Origin of the sequence: Lysinibacillus sp. KCTC 33748 (genome assembly GCF_002237755.1) — a bacterium.
Classification (GTDB): Bacteria; Bacillota; Bacilli; order Bacillales_A; family Planococcaceae; genus Lysinibacillus.
Genome location: NZ_MWSJ01000011.1, coordinates 88184 through 107705 on the forward strand (window position 1 = coordinate 88184; position 19522 = coordinate 107705).

The 19522-nt window shown below is 37.7% G+C and carries 22 protein-coding genes and 2 pseudogenes; 18 read left to right on the top strand and 6 right to left on the bottom strand.

Annotated elements, in window-relative coordinates; all coding sequences use genetic code 11:
- Positions 1 to 73 precede the first annotated feature (73 nt).
- The gene (locus B1B04_RS25950) at positions 74 to 598 is read left to right on the top strand and encodes a transporter (protein ID WP_176166748.1); all 525 of its coding nucleotides are present in this window, start codon (positions 74 to 76) and stop codon (positions 596 to 598) included.
- A gap of 128 nt (positions 599 to 726) precedes the next feature.
- Here the strand turns inward: B1B04_RS25950 and B1B04_RS14655 are convergent, their stop codons facing one another.
- Positions 727 to 1110, bottom strand: a complete 384-nt coding sequence (locus B1B04_RS14655; protein WP_481817185.1) for an SRPBCC domain-containing protein — start codon at positions 1108 to 1110, stop codon at positions 727 to 729.
- 295 nt (positions 1111 to 1405) lie between these two features.
- Between B1B04_RS14655 and B1B04_RS14660 the strand changes: the two genes are divergently transcribed.
- Positions 1406 to 1765, top strand: a complete 360-nt coding sequence (locus B1B04_RS14660) for a YybH family protein (protein ID WP_079562178.1) — start codon at positions 1406 to 1408, stop codon at positions 1763 to 1765.
- A 12-nt stretch (positions 1766 to 1777) separates the two neighbouring features.
- Here B1B04_RS14660 and B1B04_RS14665 read toward each other — a convergent pair whose 3' ends face one another.
- Entirely contained in the window at positions 1778 to 2572 is a 795-nt protein-coding gene (locus tag B1B04_RS14665) for a sulfite exporter TauE/SafE family protein (RefSeq protein ID WP_079562179.1), read from the bottom strand.
- Positions 2573 to 2811: 239 nt separating this feature from the next.
- On the opposite strand from B1B04_RS14665, the pseudogene B1B04_RS14670 reads away from it, so the two are divergent.
- From B1B04_RS14670 to B1B04_RS14725, 12 genes and pseudogenes are all read left to right on the top strand, one after another.
- Positions 2812 to 3317, top strand: a pseudogene (locus B1B04_RS14670) (nucleotidyltransferase family protein).
- Positions 3318 to 3341: 24 nt separating this feature from the next.
- Positions 3342 to 3836, top strand: coding sequence for a DinB family protein (locus tag B1B04_RS14675; protein WP_079562180.1), 495 nt, complete (start codon positions 3342 to 3344; stop codon positions 3834 to 3836).
- Positions 3818 to 4648, top strand: a complete 831-nt coding sequence (locus B1B04_RS14680; RefSeq protein WP_079562181.1) for an AraC family transcriptional regulator — start codon at positions 3818 to 3820, stop codon at positions 4646 to 4648. Before B1B04_RS14675 ends, B1B04_RS14680 begins: the two co-directional genes overlap by 19 nt.
- A gap of 219 nt (positions 4649 to 4867) precedes the next feature.
- Positions 4868 to 5851, top strand: coding sequence for an ABC transporter substrate-binding protein (locus B1B04_RS14685; protein WP_079562182.1), 984 nt, complete (start codon positions 4868 to 4870; stop codon positions 5849 to 5851).
- A gap of 282 nt (positions 5852 to 6133) precedes the next feature.
- Positions 6134 to 7141, top strand: coding sequence for a FecCD family ABC transporter permease (locus B1B04_RS14690; protein ID WP_079562183.1), 1008 nt, complete (start codon positions 6134 to 6136; stop codon positions 7139 to 7141).
- Between the two features lie 22 nt (positions 7142 to 7163).
- Positions 7164 to 8165, top strand: a complete 1002-nt coding sequence (locus B1B04_RS14695) for a FecCD family ABC transporter permease (protein WP_079562229.1) — start codon at positions 7164 to 7166, stop codon at positions 8163 to 8165.
- 11 nt (positions 8166 to 8176) lie between these two features.
- Entirely contained in the window at positions 8177 to 8977 is an 801-nt protein-coding gene (locus B1B04_RS14700) for an ABC transporter ATP-binding protein (protein WP_079562184.1), read from the top strand.
- Positions 8974 to 9744 (top strand): alpha/beta hydrolase, encoded by a 771-nt coding sequence (locus tag B1B04_RS14705; RefSeq protein WP_079562185.1) that lies wholly within the window; start codon positions 8974 to 8976, stop codon positions 9742 to 9744. The genes B1B04_RS14700 and B1B04_RS14705 overlap by 4 nt, the downstream gene beginning before the upstream one ends.
- 363 nt (positions 9745 to 10107) lie before the next feature.
- On the top strand, positions 10108 to 10518 hold the full coding sequence (locus tag B1B04_RS14710) for a GNAT family N-acetyltransferase (RefSeq protein ID WP_240518306.1): 411 nt from the start codon (positions 10108 to 10110) through the stop codon (positions 10516 to 10518).
- A 5-nt stretch (positions 10519 to 10523) separates the two neighbouring features.
- Positions 10524 to 11173 (top strand): annotated as a pseudogene (locus B1B04_RS14715) (hypothetical protein).
- Between the two features lie 99 nt (positions 11174 to 11272).
- Positions 11273 to 11755, top strand: coding sequence for a ubiquitin family protein (locus tag B1B04_RS14720; RefSeq protein ID WP_079562186.1), 483 nt, complete (start codon positions 11273 to 11275; stop codon positions 11753 to 11755).
- Between the two features lie 151 nt (positions 11756 to 11906).
- Positions 11907 to 12419, top strand: coding sequence for a YfiT family bacillithiol transferase (locus B1B04_RS14725; RefSeq protein ID WP_079562187.1), 513 nt, complete (start codon positions 11907 to 11909; stop codon positions 12417 to 12419).
- A 140-nt stretch (positions 12420 to 12559) separates the two neighbouring features.
- Here B1B04_RS14725 and B1B04_RS14730 read toward each other — a convergent pair whose 3' ends face one another.
- Positions 12560 to 13168 carry an exosporium glycoprotein BclB-related protein gene (locus B1B04_RS14730; protein WP_079562188.1) on the bottom strand — a complete coding sequence of 203 codons (609 nt, stop codon included), beginning with the start codon at positions 13166 to 13168 and terminating at the stop codon, positions 12560 to 12562.
- A gap of 252 nt (positions 13169 to 13420) precedes the next feature.
- Positions 13421 to 14836, bottom strand: a complete 1416-nt coding sequence (locus tag B1B04_RS14735; RefSeq protein ID WP_079562189.1) for a hypothetical protein — start codon at positions 14834 to 14836, stop codon at positions 13421 to 13423.
- A gap of 309 nt (positions 14837 to 15145) precedes the next feature.
- On the opposite strand from B1B04_RS14735, the gene B1B04_RS14740 reads away from it, so the two are divergent.
- The 4 genes from B1B04_RS14740 to B1B04_RS14755 all read left to right on the top strand — a co-directional run bounded on the left by B1B04_RS14740 (position 15146) and on the right by B1B04_RS14755 (position 17581).
- Positions 15146 to 15784, top strand: a complete 639-nt coding sequence (locus tag B1B04_RS14740; protein ID WP_079562190.1) for a BMQ_0737 family morphogenetic spore coat protein — start codon at positions 15146 to 15148, stop codon at positions 15782 to 15784.
- A gap of 141 nt (positions 15785 to 15925) precedes the next feature.
- Positions 15926 to 16501: a hypothetical protein gene (locus tag B1B04_RS14745; protein ID WP_079562191.1), complete on the top strand. Its 576-nt coding sequence runs from the start codon at positions 15926 to 15928 to the stop codon at positions 16499 to 16501.
- On the top strand, positions 16494 to 16772 hold the full coding sequence (locus B1B04_RS14750) for a hypothetical protein (RefSeq protein ID WP_240518307.1): 279 nt from the start codon (positions 16494 to 16496) through the stop codon (positions 16770 to 16772). The genes B1B04_RS14745 and B1B04_RS14750 overlap by 8 nt, the downstream gene beginning before the upstream one ends.
- 14 nt (positions 16773 to 16786) lie before the next feature.
- Positions 16787 to 17581: a coiled-coil domain-containing protein gene (locus tag B1B04_RS14755; protein ID WP_079562193.1), complete on the top strand. Its 795-nt coding sequence runs from the start codon at positions 16787 to 16789 to the stop codon at positions 17579 to 17581.
- 75 nt (positions 17582 to 17656) lie between these two features.
- Here the strand turns inward: B1B04_RS14755 and B1B04_RS14760 are convergent, their stop codons facing one another.
- Together B1B04_RS14760 and B1B04_RS14765 are read right to left on the bottom strand one after the other, a co-directional pair.
- Positions 17657 to 18199 carry an isoprenylcysteine carboxyl methyltransferase family protein gene (locus tag B1B04_RS14760; RefSeq protein WP_079562194.1) on the bottom strand — a complete coding sequence of 181 codons (543 nt, stop codon included), beginning with the start codon at positions 18197 to 18199 and terminating at the stop codon, positions 17657 to 17659.
- 1 nt (position 18200) lies between these two features.
- Positions 18201 to 19283: a type III polyketide synthase gene (locus tag B1B04_RS14765; protein ID WP_079562195.1), complete on the bottom strand. Its 1083-nt coding sequence runs from the start codon at positions 19281 to 19283 to the stop codon at positions 18201 to 18203.
- Positions 19284 to 19522: the final 239 nt, after the last annotated feature.

Sequence of the window (19522 nt, forward strand, 5' to 3'; positions counted from 1 at the left end):
GGCTAATAGGCAATTGCTCAACGGTTATTAGCCCTCCTTCATATATTGAATTATGTAAAAGGAGGGGTTTATCATGAACAATCCATTTGAACAGATTATGCCACTTCCAGAATCCGATTTCGAACCTTCATTCGGACGACCTGGTTTTGGCCAATCACCATCATTTAGACCACCTGGTTTTGGTCCACCACCGTCGTTTGGCCCGCCTGGTTTCGGCCCACCACCATCGTTCGGCCCGCCTGGTTTTGGTCCACCACCATCATCTAGACCACCAGGTTTCGGCCCGCCGCCATCGTTTGAACCACCTAGTTTTGGCCCACCAAGCTTTGGCCCACCACCAGCAGGTCAAATGCCTCTAGGCCCACCACCTAGCTTTGCACCATCAACTCCACCATTCGGAATAGGAACAAGTGGTATTCAATCATGCCTATTTAGAAATACGTATATATGGATGTTTAATGGATCGAGCTTTTGGTTCTTCCTAACTGCTGTAGGAAGAGAGTTTATTGCAGGGTTCCGATGGAGTAGCAGAAGTGGCTGGCGCTTCCAAACTATTGCAAGAAGAAATATTCGTACGTATGAATGTTCGAGATGGTAATTAAGCGTATTGAGAAGCCGTGATAAATAGTTCATTTATAAAATAAAGGTAGTCATTTTAAATAAAGTTTTCAACACTCTGAAAACTCCTGAAGCATGTATGCTCTAGGAGTTTTATTCGTAGTATACTTAATACTTCTCTACGTCATGCACAAGTTGCTTATACTCTGCAAACCACTTTTGCCATTCTTCCATTGGGAATTCTCCATGTACCGTTCCATTTAATAAATCTGAAAGTAGGCCTAAGCATATATGCCACCCGGCTAAATCTTTAGGGGTATGCTCAGTTAGCGCACCAATCGATTCGAGTAATACTAATATGGAGCCGCTGCTAGTGGGGGAGAGTTCAAATCTTAATGTATCTTTGCCCCAGTCAAATTCGAGCACTTCCTTCTCAATATAGTCTGTAATTGTTATTTCCATATAATTATCTGTTCCATCATTCATATTAAAATGGATTTTACCGTTTTTTCGAAGATCAATAATTTCTAAATTATTCATCCAATTTCGAATCTTTCCATTCTACGTTAATACAGCCCAAACAGCATCAACAGAATGTGACAGTGGTCGGTTAAATTTTACGACATAGTTATTTTGTTGTTTTTGAATAGTAGCGAGCATGGGTATCCTCCTTATTTATTTTCCCTCATCATAAACTGCATGAAATAGTCTTGTCATGCATTCTTATTTAAATGTCCATATCCTAAAATAATCAGACCATTATATTTCCCTTTCTCTATATTTCTTTATTATATTTATGTCCAAAAAGTAGAACTTCAGATAATATGATTTAAAAGGAGAAATTACCATGCCATATCAACAAGCTTTAGAGCGCTATATTGAGGCTACAAATTCCCATAATTTTTATAACGTAAAGGAAATTTTGCATCCGCAAGCGGTGTATTGGTTTACGGATCAAACATGTACGACTGTAGAAGAAATAGGTGTTTATTTTACTGATGCTTGGAATGTAATAAAGGAAGAAGTTTATTCGGCTACTGATGTGCACTGGCTTACGGTTGATGAACAATCAGCTACCTGTATTTATACATACCATTATGAAGGCTATCATAACGGAAAATTAGTATCAGGCAGCGGGAGAGCAACGAATATTTTTACGGTCTTAAACAATGAATGGAAGTTAATCCATGAACATTTAAGCAGTTAGTGAAGCTTCAAGCTATATAATCTTTAATGATACTTGAATGAGTAGTAACGAGATGATTACTGTTAGTAATATTTTCGCTGTTTTCATTGGGATTTTTGGTAAAACTAAAAGGCCAAGCTGAGAGCCGATAATGGAGCCAATTGCCATCGCAATTGCGTAATGCCATTGAATAAAGCCAGTCTGGTAAAAAACTAAAAATGCTCCTGTACAGCTCCCAAATATAAGTACGCGTGTGAGCTGTACAGCCTTTATATAGGAGTAATGGTAGCGAAAAAAATGTAGTATGCTGAAAGTTGAAGAGCCAGGTCCAAAGCCACCATCATAAACCGCGATTAAAAGTGGCTGCCATAATTTATCGCTGTGCTTAGTGTCATCTTCTTCTGAACTAACAGTCCATTCTTTATTTTTCAACGTTATAAATAAGGCGAAAAAAAGTAGAATACATGCAATAATATTCATCGTTTTTTCTGAGATGGATACTGTTAGGAGTGCACCACAAATTCCTCCGGCAAAAGCTACAGCAACATATTTCATAATAGAGGCTAGTCGAAGTTCCTTATGATAAAGAAGATAAAAGATACTCGACAACGCTGCAATGCCCGATGAAAACTTATTCGTAGCAATGCTTGTTTGAATAGGTATGCCAACAAGCATCATGGCCGGGATCGTAATAAGCCCAGCGCCCCCAGCAAGGGTACCGATAAAAGCGGCAATAATTCCAATACTGACGAGGGTCAGTGAAAGCTTCGTATAAAAAAGTCCCACTACGATGGCAATAGTCACAATCAAAATAAAAGATTTTTTCATAAGCGGCTCCTTTAGCGTTATTAGTTAAAGGGTACTGGTAAATAATTTATAAATCTAATATATTATTTTTCGTTTTGTATAAATAAAATTTATAAATATAATCGGTACAATGGTCAGCCGATTTTTTCTCTTCCAAGCCCTTCAAATAGAACTGTAAATAGCTATGAATTCAGAGGTGAATGAAACTGATAAAAACAGAAGAAGAGTTAAAAAGCTTAATTGCTGCAGATGAATGGATGATGGACATTCTAAAAATTGTAGAAAAGCTCCAATTACCTGATTCATGGATATGTGCAGGATTTATTCGATCCAAGGTGTGGGATTATCTGCATGAAAAAGAATATAGAACGCCATTAGCTGATATTGATGTGATATATTTTGATAAAGTAAATCTCTCAGATAACTATGAGAAGCAACATGAACAAGAATTGACGAAGTATTTACCTGATGTGCCTTGGTCTGTGAAAAACCAAGCAAGAATGCATGTAGTAAATAACAGTGAGCCTTTCAATCATCTAATGATGGTATTGCGCATTTTCCAGAAATGCCAACAGCTATTGGAGTGAGGCTTTCTTATGGAAGACTTGAGATAGCTGCACCTCATGGTATTAAACACTTAGTTTTTGGAATTGTCGCTCCTACACCATATTTTCAAAAGGGCTCTCCGATGCATGAAGTTTATAAGGGTAGAATCCATAACAAACAGTGGGAATCAATTTGGACGAAACTACAGATTTTCTACTAAAATGAAGCGAAGGAGCTAAGGGATTTGTATCACGATAAACATCAAATAATCTCGCATTATGAAAGATCTATCGTATTTGTGAAAAGTTTAGCAGGCATAACTGAAGAACAATGGCGTACCCCTATAGAGCCTAGGAAATGGGCGGTTGCAGAGGTAATTGGACATCTTACACCGTGGGATGAATTTGTGTTAAATCAACGTTTACCGTTTCTTTTTACAGAGGAGAGCTTACCAAAAGGGCCAGATGTAGGAGAGATGAATGCTAGTGCAGCAAGGAATAGTCGTGCAAGAAGTAAAGATGAAACGATAGCTAATTTTATCCATCAGAGACATCAGCTAATAGATGCGCTTTATGAAATAGTGGATGAGCAATGGCAACAGCCTTTTACAATTGGTGCTTCTGAACTAACACTTTACAGTTATTTTGCTAGTTTAGTAGATCATGATCTACATCATTTTTCACAAATTCAAACAGTTTTAAAGAATGTAGGGGCTATAAAATGGATATCAAGCATTTAATCGATTACTATGCACATGCGTCTGTAAAATTTACGGATGTTTTTACGAATAAAATGGAGCCAGGTCAAGTAGACAAAGGTCGAACAACAGCCCCCGGGAAGTGTGGATTGGTTGTGCCACTTGCTGGTAGCGCTATATTTAGTTTTAACGGTACTCCTTATACAATGGAGCCGGGTATGGTCGTACATGCAGGACCACAAATGCCAATCGAAATTAAAGCTTCTAATGATAAAGGATGGGAGTATGCAGTTGTTCATTATCAACTTTCTACCGAAGAGTCAATTTTATATCCATTATCAACTCAGCACTTTTTAATCAATACAGGCTATCATACTAAAATTATTGACTATGTACAGCAGTTAATAGAAAGCCAAGCAATGCCAGGTAATATGTCAGTGCTAAAAGCAAAGACTCTATTTATGAATCTTTTGGAAGCTATTCTTATGTCGGCAAAAGTGAAGGTGCTCGATACGGCAAGTCACCAGATGGAACAAGCTTTACAGTATATACATGAGAATTATGCTACACAACTTTCTGTTTCGAAAATTGCTGAAGAATTTGGCGTGGAGCGTCGTAAGTTTGCCTATCTGTTTGAACAGCATACAGGGATGAATCCTAGCGTCTACTTAACGGAATATCGTATTCGACGGTCAAAGGAGTTACTGAAATATGACGATTCGCCAGTAGCGGAAATAGCAGAATGTGTAGGTTATATAGACTGCTTTTATTTCAGTCGAGTATTTAAAAAATGTACTGGAATGTCGCCGACAACATATCGAAAAACAATGCTTGAGGAAGCTAAATACTTATAAAAAAGTTGTTTCTTTAAAAAGAAGCAGCTTTTTTTGTGCTCGGGAATCGGCAAAAGTCCATGTGATTCGTGAAATCGTCCATTCACATCTGTTTTCCACTTTGTTAGGATAGTATCCGTAAATGATAATAGATATCAATTAAAAAATAAATACTATTGACTTATAAATGAAAATGATTATCATTATCAATATAATCAAGTTCGTTAGGAGAGAATATCGATGAATAAATATTTTAAAATGTGTGCACCTGCTCTATTAGCTCTATCTTTGGCTGCGTGTGGAACGGATAAAGCAGAAGAGTCATCAACATCTACAAATAATGCAGCAGAAACTAGTGCAACAGAAACGCAAACAAATGAAGCGAAAACACAAACGATTACATATTTAGGCGAAAAATATGAAATTGCTACAGATGTCAAAAACATAGTAGCTGCAAGCTTAGAATCTATGGAAGATGCGGCAATGCTCGGTATCAAGCCAGTTGGTGTGCTTGATATAGGTGGGAAAATTCCAGCATATCTTGCTTCTGAATTAGAAGGTGCTGAGCTTGTTGGGAATAAAATGACACCGAATACGGAAGCCATTCTTCAACTGGATCCAGATGTTATTTTAGGTTCCTCAAAATACCCTGAGGAAATGGCTGAAAAACTTAAAAAAATTCAAACGATGATTCCGTATTCTCATGTCTCTACAAATTGGAAAGAGAACTTAACGTTACTTGCACAGCTTACAGGTAAAGAAGATGAGGCAAAAAAAATCATTGCGGATTATGAAGCGAAGGTTGCTGACTCTCAAGTGAAATCTAAAGAGCAATTAGCGGACAAGCAAATTCTAGTTATTCGAGTACGTGGTGGCATCATGTATATCTATCCTGCAGGCGTTTACTTAAACCCTGTTTTATATGAAGATTTAGGTGCTCCAATACCAGAGATTTTAAAAACGGCAAAGGCACAGGCTGAACTATCTCTTGAAACATTAGCCGAGGTTAATCCTGATGCTATTTTCCTTCAATTCGAGGAATCAGAAAATGCTGACGCACCAAAAGCGTTAGAAGAGCTACAAAAAAATCCAATCTTTACAAGCTTAAAGGCATCACAAAATAATCAAATTTTCGTGAATGCCATTGAACCTTTAGCACAAGGTGGTACTGCATGGTCTAAGGTGAAATTCTTAGATATCGCAGCTGAAAAATTACTTAAATAGTATAAAGAGGCTGGTAGTAGATTTGGTGGTATCACCAGGCTATTACCAGCCTTTTATAGGTTAGAGGAACTCAGTCTAAGAACGCCACGTCCTGTGGCAACGACTGAGTGACCAACATCATGTTGCTGCCGCTGCGTTATCACTACGCTTTCGCACAGAAAACATTTGTTGGCCCAACGCCTCCGGACGCATTGTTTATCCGCGCGACAGCGGCAAATGTTTACTGTAGCGACAGCTACAATTACGTCGAGGCATAAATTGATATAGAAAAAGGTGCGGAAGTTGAAAAAAACAAACATTGTAGCATTTTCAATATTAGCAGCTTCTCCATTCCTAATTGCGATTGTGGCATTAGTCTCCGTTATGTACGGCACAAAAGACATTAGCGCAATAACGGCGTGGCAGGCGATTACTGCATTTGACCCTTCGAATGTGGACCACCAAATTATACGAACAGGACGTATTCCTAGAATTGCAGCGGTTTTACTGGTGGGAGCATTTTTAGCAGTAGCTGGTGCAGTGATGCAAGGTATTACACGGAATTATTTAGCGTCTCCATCATTAATGGGCGTGAATGATGGGTCTGCATTTGTGATCACGTTAGCAATCGTATTTTTTCCAGGGCTTCCTAATTACCAAATGATTTTACTTTCTATGCTCGGTTCAGCATTAGGCGCAGGAATTGTATTTGGTTTTGGCTCTTTAATTCGCAATGGTTTATCACCAGTAAGGCTTGCCATTATTGGTACGGTCATTGGTACGTTTTTAAGCAGTATTGCTACAGCTATTGCGATGTATTTCCAAGTATCACAAACGGTAAGTGTTTGGTATAACACAAAAGTCCATATGGTAGATATGGATATGCTCATGCTATCGATTCCATTTGGGTTAGTTGGTTTAGTGCTTGCATTATTATCAGCTAAGGCCATTACGATCACTTCATTAGGAGAAGATATCGCTATTGGACTTGGGCAAAAGACAAAAGCCGTAAAAATTATTAGTATGCTTGCCGTTGTATGTTTAACAGGAACGGCTGTCGCACTTGTAGGAAAGATTGCCTTTGTAGGGTTAGTTATTCCTCATATTACACGTTTCCTTGTTGGCGTAGATTACCGCTTTATCATTCCGTGTGGAGCTGTAGTAGGTGCGTTTTTCTTAGCGCTTTGTGATGTACTCAGTCGCTTTGTTAATTACCCATTCGAAACTCCAATCGGCGTCTTAACGGCATTGGTTGGTGTCCCATTCTTCTTATATTTAGTTCGTAAACACGGAGGTGAAAAACGTGCGTAAAAAAACCTCAAGTGTATTCGTGATGACCGTTTCAATATTGGTGTTATTAATTTTTGGTGCAAGCTATCTCCATCTTACAAATGGTGTATTTGATATGTCGGTGATGGATGTCTTAAAAACATTGCTACGAATTGAGCCGAACCCCAAATTTGATCTTGTCATTTTTGAATTCCGATTACCACGTATTGTCATAGCAGCATTAGTCGGTGTTGGCTTAGGAATGGCAGGGGTTGTGCTACAAGGTATTACGCGTAATGGCTTAGCAGACCCTGGGATTCTAGGGATCAATGCTGGTGCTGGTGCAGCAGTAGTCATATTCATGTTTTTCTTTCAATTACATCTTACATCTGCAGATATGAGTAGTTGGCTATCTATTTTGATGATGCCGATTTTTGGGTTTATCGGTGGTGCGATGGCCGCTGTATTAATTTTCTCATTTGCCCTAAAAAATGGTCATTTAGATATGCAACGGCTAATTTTAACAGGGATTGCGATTAATAGTGGCTTTGGGGCATTGTCATTATTTTTATCATTGAAAATGAATGCTCAAGATTTTGAAGCTGCTGCAGTTTGGATGGCAGGCTCCATTTATAATGCAAACTGGATTTTTGTTGTGACTATGCTACCGTGGCTTATTTTATTAGGCTTTTACGTTTATCGGAAATCATATTTGCTCGATTATTTCCAATTAGAAGAGGATAGTATTACTAGCTTAGGGATAGCGGTAGAAAAAGAGAAAATGAAGCTGTTATTGGCGAGCGTTGGCTTAGTCAGTGCCTGTGTATCTGTATCAGGTAGTATCGGTTTTATTGGATTAATGGCACCGCATATTGCTAAACAGCTCGTAGGTATACAACATCGTTACGTCATGCCAGTAAGTGCATTAATAGGTGCGGGATTGCTTATTGCAGCTGATTTTATAGGAAAAACAGTATTTGCGCCGTCTGAGCTAGCAGTTGGTATTGTTGTCTCGATTATCGGGATTCCGTATTTCTTATATTTACTAGTGAAATCGAAGGCATAGGGGGAAATCGTATGCAAACGGCATTTAGAATGGAAAATTTGGCTTCAGGCTATGAACAAATTCGTGTGTTTGAAGGCTTAAATTTAACAATAGAAGAAGGAAAGATTACGACTATTATAGGCCCCAATGGATGTGGGAAATCTACACTTTTAAAAACGATTGGTCGTATATTAAAGAAGCAGCAGGGGACGGTTTATTTACAGGACCAAAACATGCAAAATTTATCGACGAAAGACATTGCGAAAAAGCTAGCTATTTTATCACAGACGCCTATTGCACCAGGTCAGTTAAAGGTTGAGGAGCTCATAGCTTATGGTCGTTATCCACATCGAAATAATGTGAATCGCTTAACAAAAAAAGATGAGGAAATGATTGAATGGGCTTTAAATGTGACAAATACGATGGAGTACCGAGATCGAGAGCTTGCTCAGCTTTCTGGAGGTCAACGCCAACGTGTATGGCTTGCAATGGCCTTAGCGCAAGAAACGAGTATTCTGCTGTTGGACGAACCGACAACTTATTTAGATATGGCACATCAGTTAGAGGTGCTAGAAATTGTGAAAAACTTAAATGAACGGCATCGTTGTACGATTGTTATGGTATTGCACGACATTAATCACGCGGCGCGATATTCTGATCATTTAATCGCAATGCGACAAGGGGCAGTAATGAAAACTGGAACACCTGAGGAAATTTTATGTGCAGATGTTATGCGTAACGTATTCAATATTAACGCACGTATTATGCAAGATCCAGTTACGAAAACACCCGTATGTTACGGCTATGATGTTATGAAGGAGACCGACAAATGATTGAGGAGAAAGCACTTGATTATGTGACGCAAGAAATTGTATCGAAGTTTACGGATTATACGTATACGGTAAATATCTATGTACCGAATGGAGAAATACCGGAAGGAGGTTTTCCAGTCTTATACGTATTAGATGGATCGTCCTATTTCCATCTTGTTAAGGAAGCGGTCCGCCTACAAAGTCGCAATGCACCTAAAACGGGTATTTTGCCAACTATTGTTGTTGGCATTGGGCATGGTGCGGATATGCATGAACGAAGATTTTATGACTTTACAGGACAAGCCGAAACGTATACGTATCCTGCAAGGTTTAAAGGAAAGGGCTATGAGAAACATGGAGGAGCTGAAAACTTCAGTACATTTTTAGAGGAGGAATTAAAGCCAAGTATTCAGGCTCAATTCCCTGTAAATATGCTGCAGCAATCACTGTTCGGGCATTCATTAGCGGGCTACTTTGTGCTTTGGCAATTATTCCATCATCAAGCAGCCTTCCAACGTTATATAGCGATTAGTCCTTCTGTTTGGTGGAATGAGCATGAACTATTCAGTTATGCTTCGAAATTTATAAAAGAGCGTCCATTTGCGTATGAAAAATTATTCATCGGCGTAGGGGAACTTGAAACCTTTATGGTGGATGATGCGCAACAAATTGCGAGCGATTTAGGGGGAATTATGGACATAGCGTTTTATGAAGCGTTGGAGGAAAATCATGCATCAGTCGTCCCAACGGTAATGAGTAAAGCCATTCGTTTTGTGAATAAAAACTAATAGTACAAACCGCATTATCTTCTGATGATGCGGTTTGTTTTTGGTATATGAACATTATTTTAGCGCAGGCAAAGGATGCATCAGCAATTCATGACGTTATGCTACAAGCCTTTAACTACTTTCAGCGCGTGTCCAAACATCCGCTGAAAGTAGTTAAAGCCTCCAGCGGATGTCACGGAATCGGAAAGGAGTGCTTAGGGGATGTTAGCCTAAAACCATCGCATCCATGCGATAACGGCTAACTGACCTGCATCGGTAATAACGCCACGTCCTGTGGCACTACCGAAATGACCGACATCGTGTCGGCCCTCGTGCAGGCCTAAGCACAAAGCCGATTCCGGACGCAATTATGCCGAGGCATAATTGATAGAGTATGAACATGCAACCCCACCATCAAGTGCACTAAGTGAAACAATTGAATTGATTGAACAGGTGATGAAAAATGGAGAGCATGCCTTTATCGGATATATCGATGAGCAACCAGTTGCGATGGTAAGATTTACACTTAGTGCTCAAAGAATTTATTTTTTTAGATTATCCGTAATTCCAGAAAAGCAAGGACGAGGATTAGCTAAAGCATTAATTGAAGAGCTTGAACAATTCGCATGTACGAAAGGAAAAATGATTAGCGAATGTAAAGTACGAATGAGCGTACCAAGAAATATTGAGTTATATCGCTCATTAGGTTATGTTGTCACAAAAGAGGACAAAGAAGAAAATCGTAACGTTTTCTCTCTTTCTGTAGCGACAATGGAAAAACAGCTTACTAATTAGGAGGACTGCACTTGAAGACAAAACTTGGCTGTTTACATGCACATCATTCAAATATTGAATATATCGAACGGGCATTTCAAAATATGGAGAAAGTAGAACTAATCCATTTTGTGGATCCAGGTCTTATCCATCAAGTTTCAAAAGGAACTGAAGGGTTAGCCTTTAAGGTTAAAGAACAACTTAAATGGATGGAAAGCTGTAATATAGATGTCATTCTAATAACGTGTACGAATTATATTGCGTTGTTAGAGGGAGAATTTCTAGAACTTTCTATTCCCATTATTAAAATAGACGAGCCCTTCTTTGAAGCAATATGTGAAGAAGAACGGCCTCAAACGATACTTTTTACAAATCCTAAAACCGTAGAAGGGACGATGGACAGACTTTATCAATACGCCTTACTACATGAGAAATCCATTAATGCTGAAGTGAAAGTTATCGACAATACGTTTGAATTGATTATTCAAGGAAAAAAGGATGCGTATAATAACGCTATTATACAAGCTCTTCATGATGTAGCAGGGGAACTGCGGCATCTTTCAGTTGCACAGCTTTCAATGGTGAGGCTGCGCGGCAATTCGAAAAAGAGTCATCGTTAACGATTATTCATCCTCTAAAGTCGTTAGTTAAATATGTGATGAGGTTTATAGAATAATAGGTTGAACTAGAGAATGCATTTTCTGAATAATCTGTAACAATGTGAGTAGAAAAATCGTTTCATAGGAAAGAACCATGCTTATAAAGGGGGGATGAAGTGAGGCGATGTATAGTTTTGTTTTCAGTGTTGTTGTTTTTAGTAGGCTGTACAATGAATGGGAAAGCAGTTGCTCTGCCAGATGATTTGCCTGACTTTGTGCAAGAAAGTGATTTTAAATCAATTGATTGGGACAAAAAGGCTGTTGAATTTGGAGACAGAGGTATTATTGGTAACTCAAATAAATCGGGTGTTATTGGAGTCGGTATGCCAAGTTTAAACACTCAAAAATGGATGTGGCATATTTGGGGGATTGAAGAAGGACGTGATAATCAATTAACGATTGTCGGGTATCACAAAGATTCTAACACCATACATCCGCTTTTATTAAATGGATGGAATATAGGACTTAGTGGATCTGTTAATGGTGCAGATGCACATGCACCTTCAAATGTGAAGATCCCGAAATCTGGGGACTGGGCAGTTTTACTTTATACGAATGGGAGCTATTTTGATACGTTAATTTATGATATTACTGAATAAAAAGTTGATATTCCATATAATGTAACCCTCATTTTGTAAGCTAAAATCCTTACAAAATGAGGGTTTTACTTAGAAGAACAAATGTGAATAGCGTGAAAAATATAATATTGGTAATATGAAAAGTAAGAACATAGAAATGGAGGATAGCTACATGACCGATTTACGATACCCAATTGGACAATTTCAATTTCCGGAAGTAGTGACAGCGCAGCAAATAAAGGAATGGATAGAGGATATTCGTCTCTTACCGACACAACTAGCAGAGGCGCTTAACGGAGCAAGTGAACAATCCTTCATAAAATCCTACCGAGAAAATGGCTGGACGATTACGCAGCTTGTCCATCATATTGCAGATAGTCATATGAATAGCTATATCCGTTTTAAGCTAGCTTTAACAGAGGATACTCCGACAATTAAACCTTATAACGAAGTGGAATGGGCACAGCTTCCGGATCCGGAAATACCTGTTTCGACATCTTATAAATTGATTGAGGGCTTACATGCACGCTGGGTTTATTTGCTGGAAAGCTTAACAGCAGAGCAAATACAACGAGCGTTTAATCATCCTGATTCAGGATTAATGACGCTTGAAAAAGCTCTAGCCTTATATGCTTGGCACGGGAAGCATCATCTTGTTCATATTCAGATTGCTTTGGCGAAATAATAATTATATTTTTAGAATGAAAAGTAGGCGATTTTTAAAATCACCTACTTTTGAAATTGTTTTTCAAGTAAATATCGTATGTTACACGGATTATGGTGCTATATGGTAGATTTAACCTAAATTACGAACATAATTATCTTTTATACAATATTAATTCCTGCACTTGCGTTACCAGCAAGAGTAGCAGCAACTCCTGTAGTAGTCATGGAGAACACCATTAGTAAACGATCACCAGTATTTACTGGCACTGAAACGTCTGCATTACCACTTGCAATCGTACCTACTAATAAAGCTACTAATGGTAAATTTGGTACTAGGTCAACGAATGCTGCAGTAGGACTGAAAACATTGCTTCCCGGAACTGCGCGGTAAATTTGTGCTCTGACTGTTGCTGTTCCTGTTAGGGTTAAAGCGGCAGTTGCTGCGATTGTTGCAGAAATAGATGTAATAGTGCCAGGACGTGGAACCGTAAAAGCTTCTGTGACAGCACTAGATGTTAGATCTATATTAATGCCAGCAAGTATTATCCCTGGAACAGCTGTACCGAATCCTACAAGACTTACAGAAGCAATTAAACCAGAACCAGCAGTTACTAAAGCAACAGGAGTTATTCCTGATGAAAATGGGATAATTGAGCCTGTTGGTGCTGGTGTAGTAATACATGCAGCGTCGACCGCTAAGAAAGGTCCAAAATTTTCACATTCATTATTATTAGAAGAGCAGCCACACATAGAATTATTCATACACATTTTTACACCCCCTTTCTTCATTATTCTATTCAGCTAAGATTGGGGGGGGAGGGCAATTATCTGTATCGTAGTTTTTATATGTGGAAATTTTGAGGCTTCATTTGAGAAGCTTTGGCATTTTGCGAGTATTTACTAAGGGGACTTGTTTTTTCAATTGAACATAAAAAAGTCCAATATGTATTTTCATACTTATTGGACTTATTCATCGTATACTTCTCCAGTTTGCTAAACACTGTACATCCTAATTTTAAACTAACTCCATTTTCGAAAGAAATTGAAAAACAAAGAGTTCTTTTCTTTTTTATGCCCTTCTTCAGTTGCTTCTTCTTTTAGCTCAGGTTGTTTGTTTATCTCTTCTATTTGTATATGTGTTTCATATTTCTCCTCTGGCGTAGCTTCAAAGACTTCAAATTCGTTACTTTTTAAAGTGGTGGATGTATTTGTGTCGACTTGCTTAACTACTTGAGAAGCTTCAGGAATGGGATGCCCATTAACTACTTGAGAAGCTTCAGGAATGGCATGTTCATTAACTACTTGAGAAGCTTCAGGAATGGCATGTTCATTAACTACTTGAGAAGCTTCAGGAATGGGATGCTCATTAACTACTTGAGAAGCTTCAGGAATGGCATGTTCGTTAACTACTTGAGAAGCTTCGAGAATGGCATGTTCGTTAACTACTTTAGAAGCTTCAGGAATGGCATGTTCATTAACTGCTTCAGAAGCCTCAGGAATGGCATGTTCATTAACTACTTTAGAAGCTTCGAGAATGGCATGTTCGTTAATTACTTCAGCTACTTCAGAAGTGACAGGCTCATTTGTTATTACAGAGCTCATTTCATCTATAGTGACAGTGTTATTAATTTTTTCGGGTTCTCCGTAATTAACTAAATTTTCCGTATTAAGGTCGTTGCCAGTGGAATTATGGATTTCGGCATGCGGTAAAGTATTAGATTCATAAACACTAATTGGAATTTCCTGTGCATTGGTAGCGTGTTTAAAATGGAAGGTGGATTTGGTAGTGGTATTTCTATATAAACCATTATATATTTGGCTTGGATGAGTATTTATTGATTGAAAATATTGTTGATTAAAATGGCGTTCTTCAGGTACATTTCTTTGATTTTCGTTGTGAGCAGAAGGTATACCATTGTTACCATCTAATTGCGCATTTATTACTTTTCCTGCCAGACTTTGTAGCATTTTATAAGATGGCTGTTTTGATGTAATCGCCGATTGGTTTGTTGTCTGTGTAATGATCAGATCCCTTTGTACACCGTTAGCAATAGATTTGGATGTGTTTTCAGTTTTAGGTGTAGCGGTTGGAGCTTCAGTATTTTCAATAGTGAGTAATTTGTTTAAAACCCTTAATAATTCTTGGTTCATTTCCTCAATCGTTTGATTCAGAGACTCAATTTGTGCTGATAGAAGTTTTATCTGCTCCTCATAGCCTCCGATTTGTGAATTTTGCTTATCATCTATTGTTTCAGTTAGCCCTTCTAAAAGTGCCATTTGCGTTTTAATCCCATCAAAATCAATTTTCATAAATAAATAATCTTCCATTGAAGTTCCCGTTTTTAATGAAGTTAACGTGTCCTTGTAGGTTTCTATTTTTTGCTTCAATTCTTCAATGTCTTGAGTGGAGTACAATTTTGATTTTGAATCTTCCATTGCATTTCCCCCCTTTCAGTCCATTAATATTTTATTAAAAATATTTACTTTCTGTTACAAATATACCGGTCCTTTCAAACATTTTTGTTTCTTCTTAAGAAGAGGCGATGTAATTAATAACGATACATACTGATACTTAAGTATTTTAACTTCTTTCATCAATTACTTTCTGTAGCGACAGCTACAAGTATGCCGAGGCATACTTGATTAAATAAAAATCAGAACGAATTACTTTTTAGCCCATGCACTTTTAGTCAGAAAACATAAGATACAAACGAAAGGTAAAAAAAATATGGAGGTGTCAAAAGGATGCAAGATAATATGCCATCCCAATTGCAGGAAACAATTTGTATAAACGTCGATAAGGTATTCGACTGGATTGTAAAGGAAGCGTCGTTTGAGTTTTCTACTACTGGACCAATTACTTTTCCAGGAGTAACAGCAACTACTAACCTAACAGGTGCAGTGGTTACATGTACTGTAGTTCCAAGAGCAACTAATCCTATTGTTATTTTGAACCGTGAGAATCGTCAGTTCTCCATTGATGGTGCAACGGTATGTCTTCAAAATCTGACTATTCAAAAGAACTTTACTCTTACATTAGTTGTTACTTTACCAAATGGTACTAGGTTTACAAGCAATCCTATTACAGTTTCACGTTGTGAACAAGTTACATTATGTGCGCCGAAAGGGACAGATGTAGAAATTTTATTCACAGATTTAGATTGTTTCGTGTGTTCAACAGGAACTCTAACACCTGGAGCAGGTACAATTACGTTTTCTGCATTAGTAGTTACTATATCAGTTTGCCAAAGTATTCAATCTACATTCCCAGTTACTGTGGAATTCTTAGCGACTTTCTGCGAGCCAAGAGCAGAATTACCGTTTGCGTGTCCGGGTGTAGTTCGCCCAGCGCAATGCCCTTCTGTATTCCCACCTGCTGGTTAATGGTACTAACACATAGAAGAAAATCATATTGTAAAGAGAGGATAATCCTCTCTTTTTTTTTATGAAAGGACGTAACTGTCATATAAAGAAGTTTGAATTCAATTTGATTAATTCAATACTATTAGTAAGGGGGTACTGATTATGCTTACTCGCATCAATCGTGTAGAAGAAAAAATAAATGAGTTGAAAAAACAAACGGATTTTTATGTTCATGAAATGAAAAAAGCGATTGAGGAGTTGATCGTTCCGGAAAGTGTCAACGTTATTAGTTATTTTACATCCTCAATCAATATTTCATATAATCCCGATGAGGAAAGCTTATGCCTGGGCTCTTATCATATTCGTAATATAGGTACTCAGCCTATAACGAATCCTTCTCTATGTATAAAGCTACCTGAAGACTCCCCATTCTCCTTTTCAGGAAGGTATGTCTATGAACATTTCGCACCAAATTTAAAAGGAAATAGTAGCTGGGAGCGAATTAATGATCAATCGAGCAAAGAGGAGTTTTGGCTTAGACCTATAGGAAAAACAACGTTAGAGCCAAACGAGACACTATCATTTCCTAACTTTCAAATTAAATGGGGTAATAATTCATCTTATTCAGGAAGTATTATGGGTTTTACATATTGTGATCAGTTAGAAGATGGTATCGTCGTCTTAAATCCTATTAATCTCAATGGAATGAGTTATATACAGGAGGATGAAAATGAGTGAAAAAATAGATAGTGTTGCCCATCAAATTATTAAGGAACAGCTTGCAAATCTACCTAACTATATTAATGAGGAAAACAATAGCTTTGCTTATCTCGAAAAAGGCACGTTGAATCTACTTATTACCCATTTAATAGCAGGAGAAAAGAGAATAGCTAATGAAGTTGGCGATGAGGAAATAGAAATTAAGATGATTAAGCAGCTTGATGAGGTGTTAGAGGAGAGTAAGGAGCAATTTGAAGAAGTGATTAGTTTACTTAAAAAATTGTCGTGATAGGAGGTGTAAGTGTGGATAATGATATTGTCAAAAACAATGATCCTATCCAGCTTCAACAAATGATCATTTTTTTAAGAGCCGAATTAGCGAAGTATAAAAATGAAGTTAAAAGGCTTAGAGATGGTGATTATTATTCACTAATACTGAGATTAGAGCGAGAAAATGTTGATTTAACAAAACAGAAGAAGGAGCTTTCGATGGAGCTATTAAAGCTGAAGAGAGACCATGATAGAACAATAAAAACTTACTATGATGATATACAATCAAGAGAAATCCAGAAGAAAAAACAACTTTCTTCGATAGAGGGTTTATTAAAAGAACTGGAAGAACTGCGTGTAGAAAATAAGCTAATAAAGGAATCTCTAAATTTCACTAAAGATGAATTACTTTCTATGAGTTCAGATAAGATTACAGTGGATAGCCTTGAAAATAAGTTGAATGTCTTTACGAGAGATATAGGCCAACAAATGAAGTCGATCATTGAAGCCATCGAAAGATCCCGTTTAGAACAAACCGATTCAGACAATCTTAATAAGCATTTAGTCAAAGAAATAGAGGAGAAAAGCAGTGAGGTAGCAAAATTATCGGAAGAATTAGCAGATGTAAAAAAACAAAGCCCTTCTCTGAGTGGAAAAACGACGATGGTTCCCGAATTCCTGACACGTGTAGATGCCCAAGTGAATAAGGTATTGGCTCAATCAATGGATTTTGAAAAACAGTTGAATCATAAATTACGCTTGCTTGAGGACCTGGATCACAAATTGAACGAGCTAACAATAGAAATAAATACTGATAAAACTGTATAAAGTATGCTGTGAAAGGCTGTTTCAAAAGTAAGATGAAACAGCCTTTTTATATTATAAATTGGAAGAAGATTTCGGCTAGGACTCCGAAATCTTCTTGTGAAATACATGATTATAATTTGTTGCATCTCGTAAAGCTTTTTCCTCAATTGGAATGCGTACAGATAGCATTGTTATATTTAAAAGTGTGAAGCAGAAGGCTGTGAAATATGCTTGAAACATTAAAGGCAGAAGAATAATTTCTAAGCAAACCACTGCGTAATTTGGGTGACGCATAAATGTATAAGGGCCTTTCCGTACCACTTCTGCATTAGGCAATATGAGTATTTTTGTGTTCCAAAAAGACCTTAATGAGCGGATACACCAAATGCGTAATGCTTGAACGGCAATAAATAATAAAAATAATAACGGAAATAAAGGCGATACACTTTTATGATTAGTAACTACTTCAATCATTAAAAATACGAAAAAGGCGGTGTGCAAAGTAACCATATACGGATAATGAGAGGAACCAACTTCATATGCCCCTTGTGAGAGCATCCATTTTTCATTGCGTTTTGCAATGAAAACTTCTGTCAATCTTTGTAGAATGACGAGGATCAAAATAATGTAAATAATCATGTTACTCCCTCCATTTAAGTAATACAGCTTCAGCACAAAAGCCAGGGCCAAGAGCGACGAGCAAACCAGTATCCTCTACTTGTCCTTCATTTAACATAAATTGCTCCAACACGTATAGCACCGTAGGAGATGACATATTTCCATGATATTTTAATATTTCCCGAGAAATGTCGGTTTTTTGGGGAGCTAAATAAAGTGTATCTTCATAGGCTGTTAATACTTTTTTACCGCCAGGATGCGCAATAAAATGGTTAAGCTGTTCACTGTACAGTTCATGTTCTAATAAAAATTGTTCAATGAATGGACCGAGCCAATTGGTGATGATGGTAGGAATGCTTTTCTGGAAAATGACATGTAGGCCATTATTTTTAATATTCCAGCCCATAACATTTTCTGAATCTGGCATCCACTTAGAGCCAGTTCCGATAATAGTAGGTGTTGATTTTTTTACTGCGATATTCACTTCGTCTCCACAGACGAGTATACATGCTGCGCCATCCGCAAAAAGAGAGGCGCCAATTAAATTACTTTTAGAAAAATCATTTGGCTGAAAGGTTAGACTACAAAGCTCAACGCAAACGACAAGAACTTTTGCTTCCGGATGAGCACGACAAAAATCATAGGCTCTACTAACACCAGCTGCACCACCAGCACAGCCAAGTCCCCAAAGTGGAATACGCTTAAGTCGGTCTGAAAAAGGAAGTTGATTCATAACCCGTGCATCAATACTCGGTGTGGAAATGCCTGTGCTACTCACAAAAATAATAGCATCGATATCTTCAGGAGAAATCGGTGATTGTAAAAACGTTTTATTTTGTAAACAGGCTTGAATGACGTTAACGCTATATTGTGTAGCAAGCTCAATATATAAATCGTTACGTTCCTCGAAGGAATGATCCATACGATGCCATTCCGGTGGCACACAAAAATGGCGTGTTGCAATACCACCATTCTCAAACACTTTTAAGTAGCGTTCTAATTTAGGGATTTTTGCATGAAAGAGTTCCTTCGTTAGCTCCTCTGCATTTGTCTGTTGTAATGTGTAAGGTGGTTTGTATGTACTGATCGAAATGATTTTTGACAACTCAACATCTCCTTCGCCAATAGTGGTCTTGTTTATTGTATGCAGGTAGGGAGGGGATACATGCTTGTAAGTTATAATTGACAATTTTGGAAGATTCCGTTATATTGAAAATAACAAAATCGAAAGTAGGTGATGTGACATGATGAATAAAGCCGCTATTAACGAACAGCAATTCGGTTTGTTCAATTTCACACGCCTAAAATATACAATTTAACCACACGTAGTAACGAGATTTAATT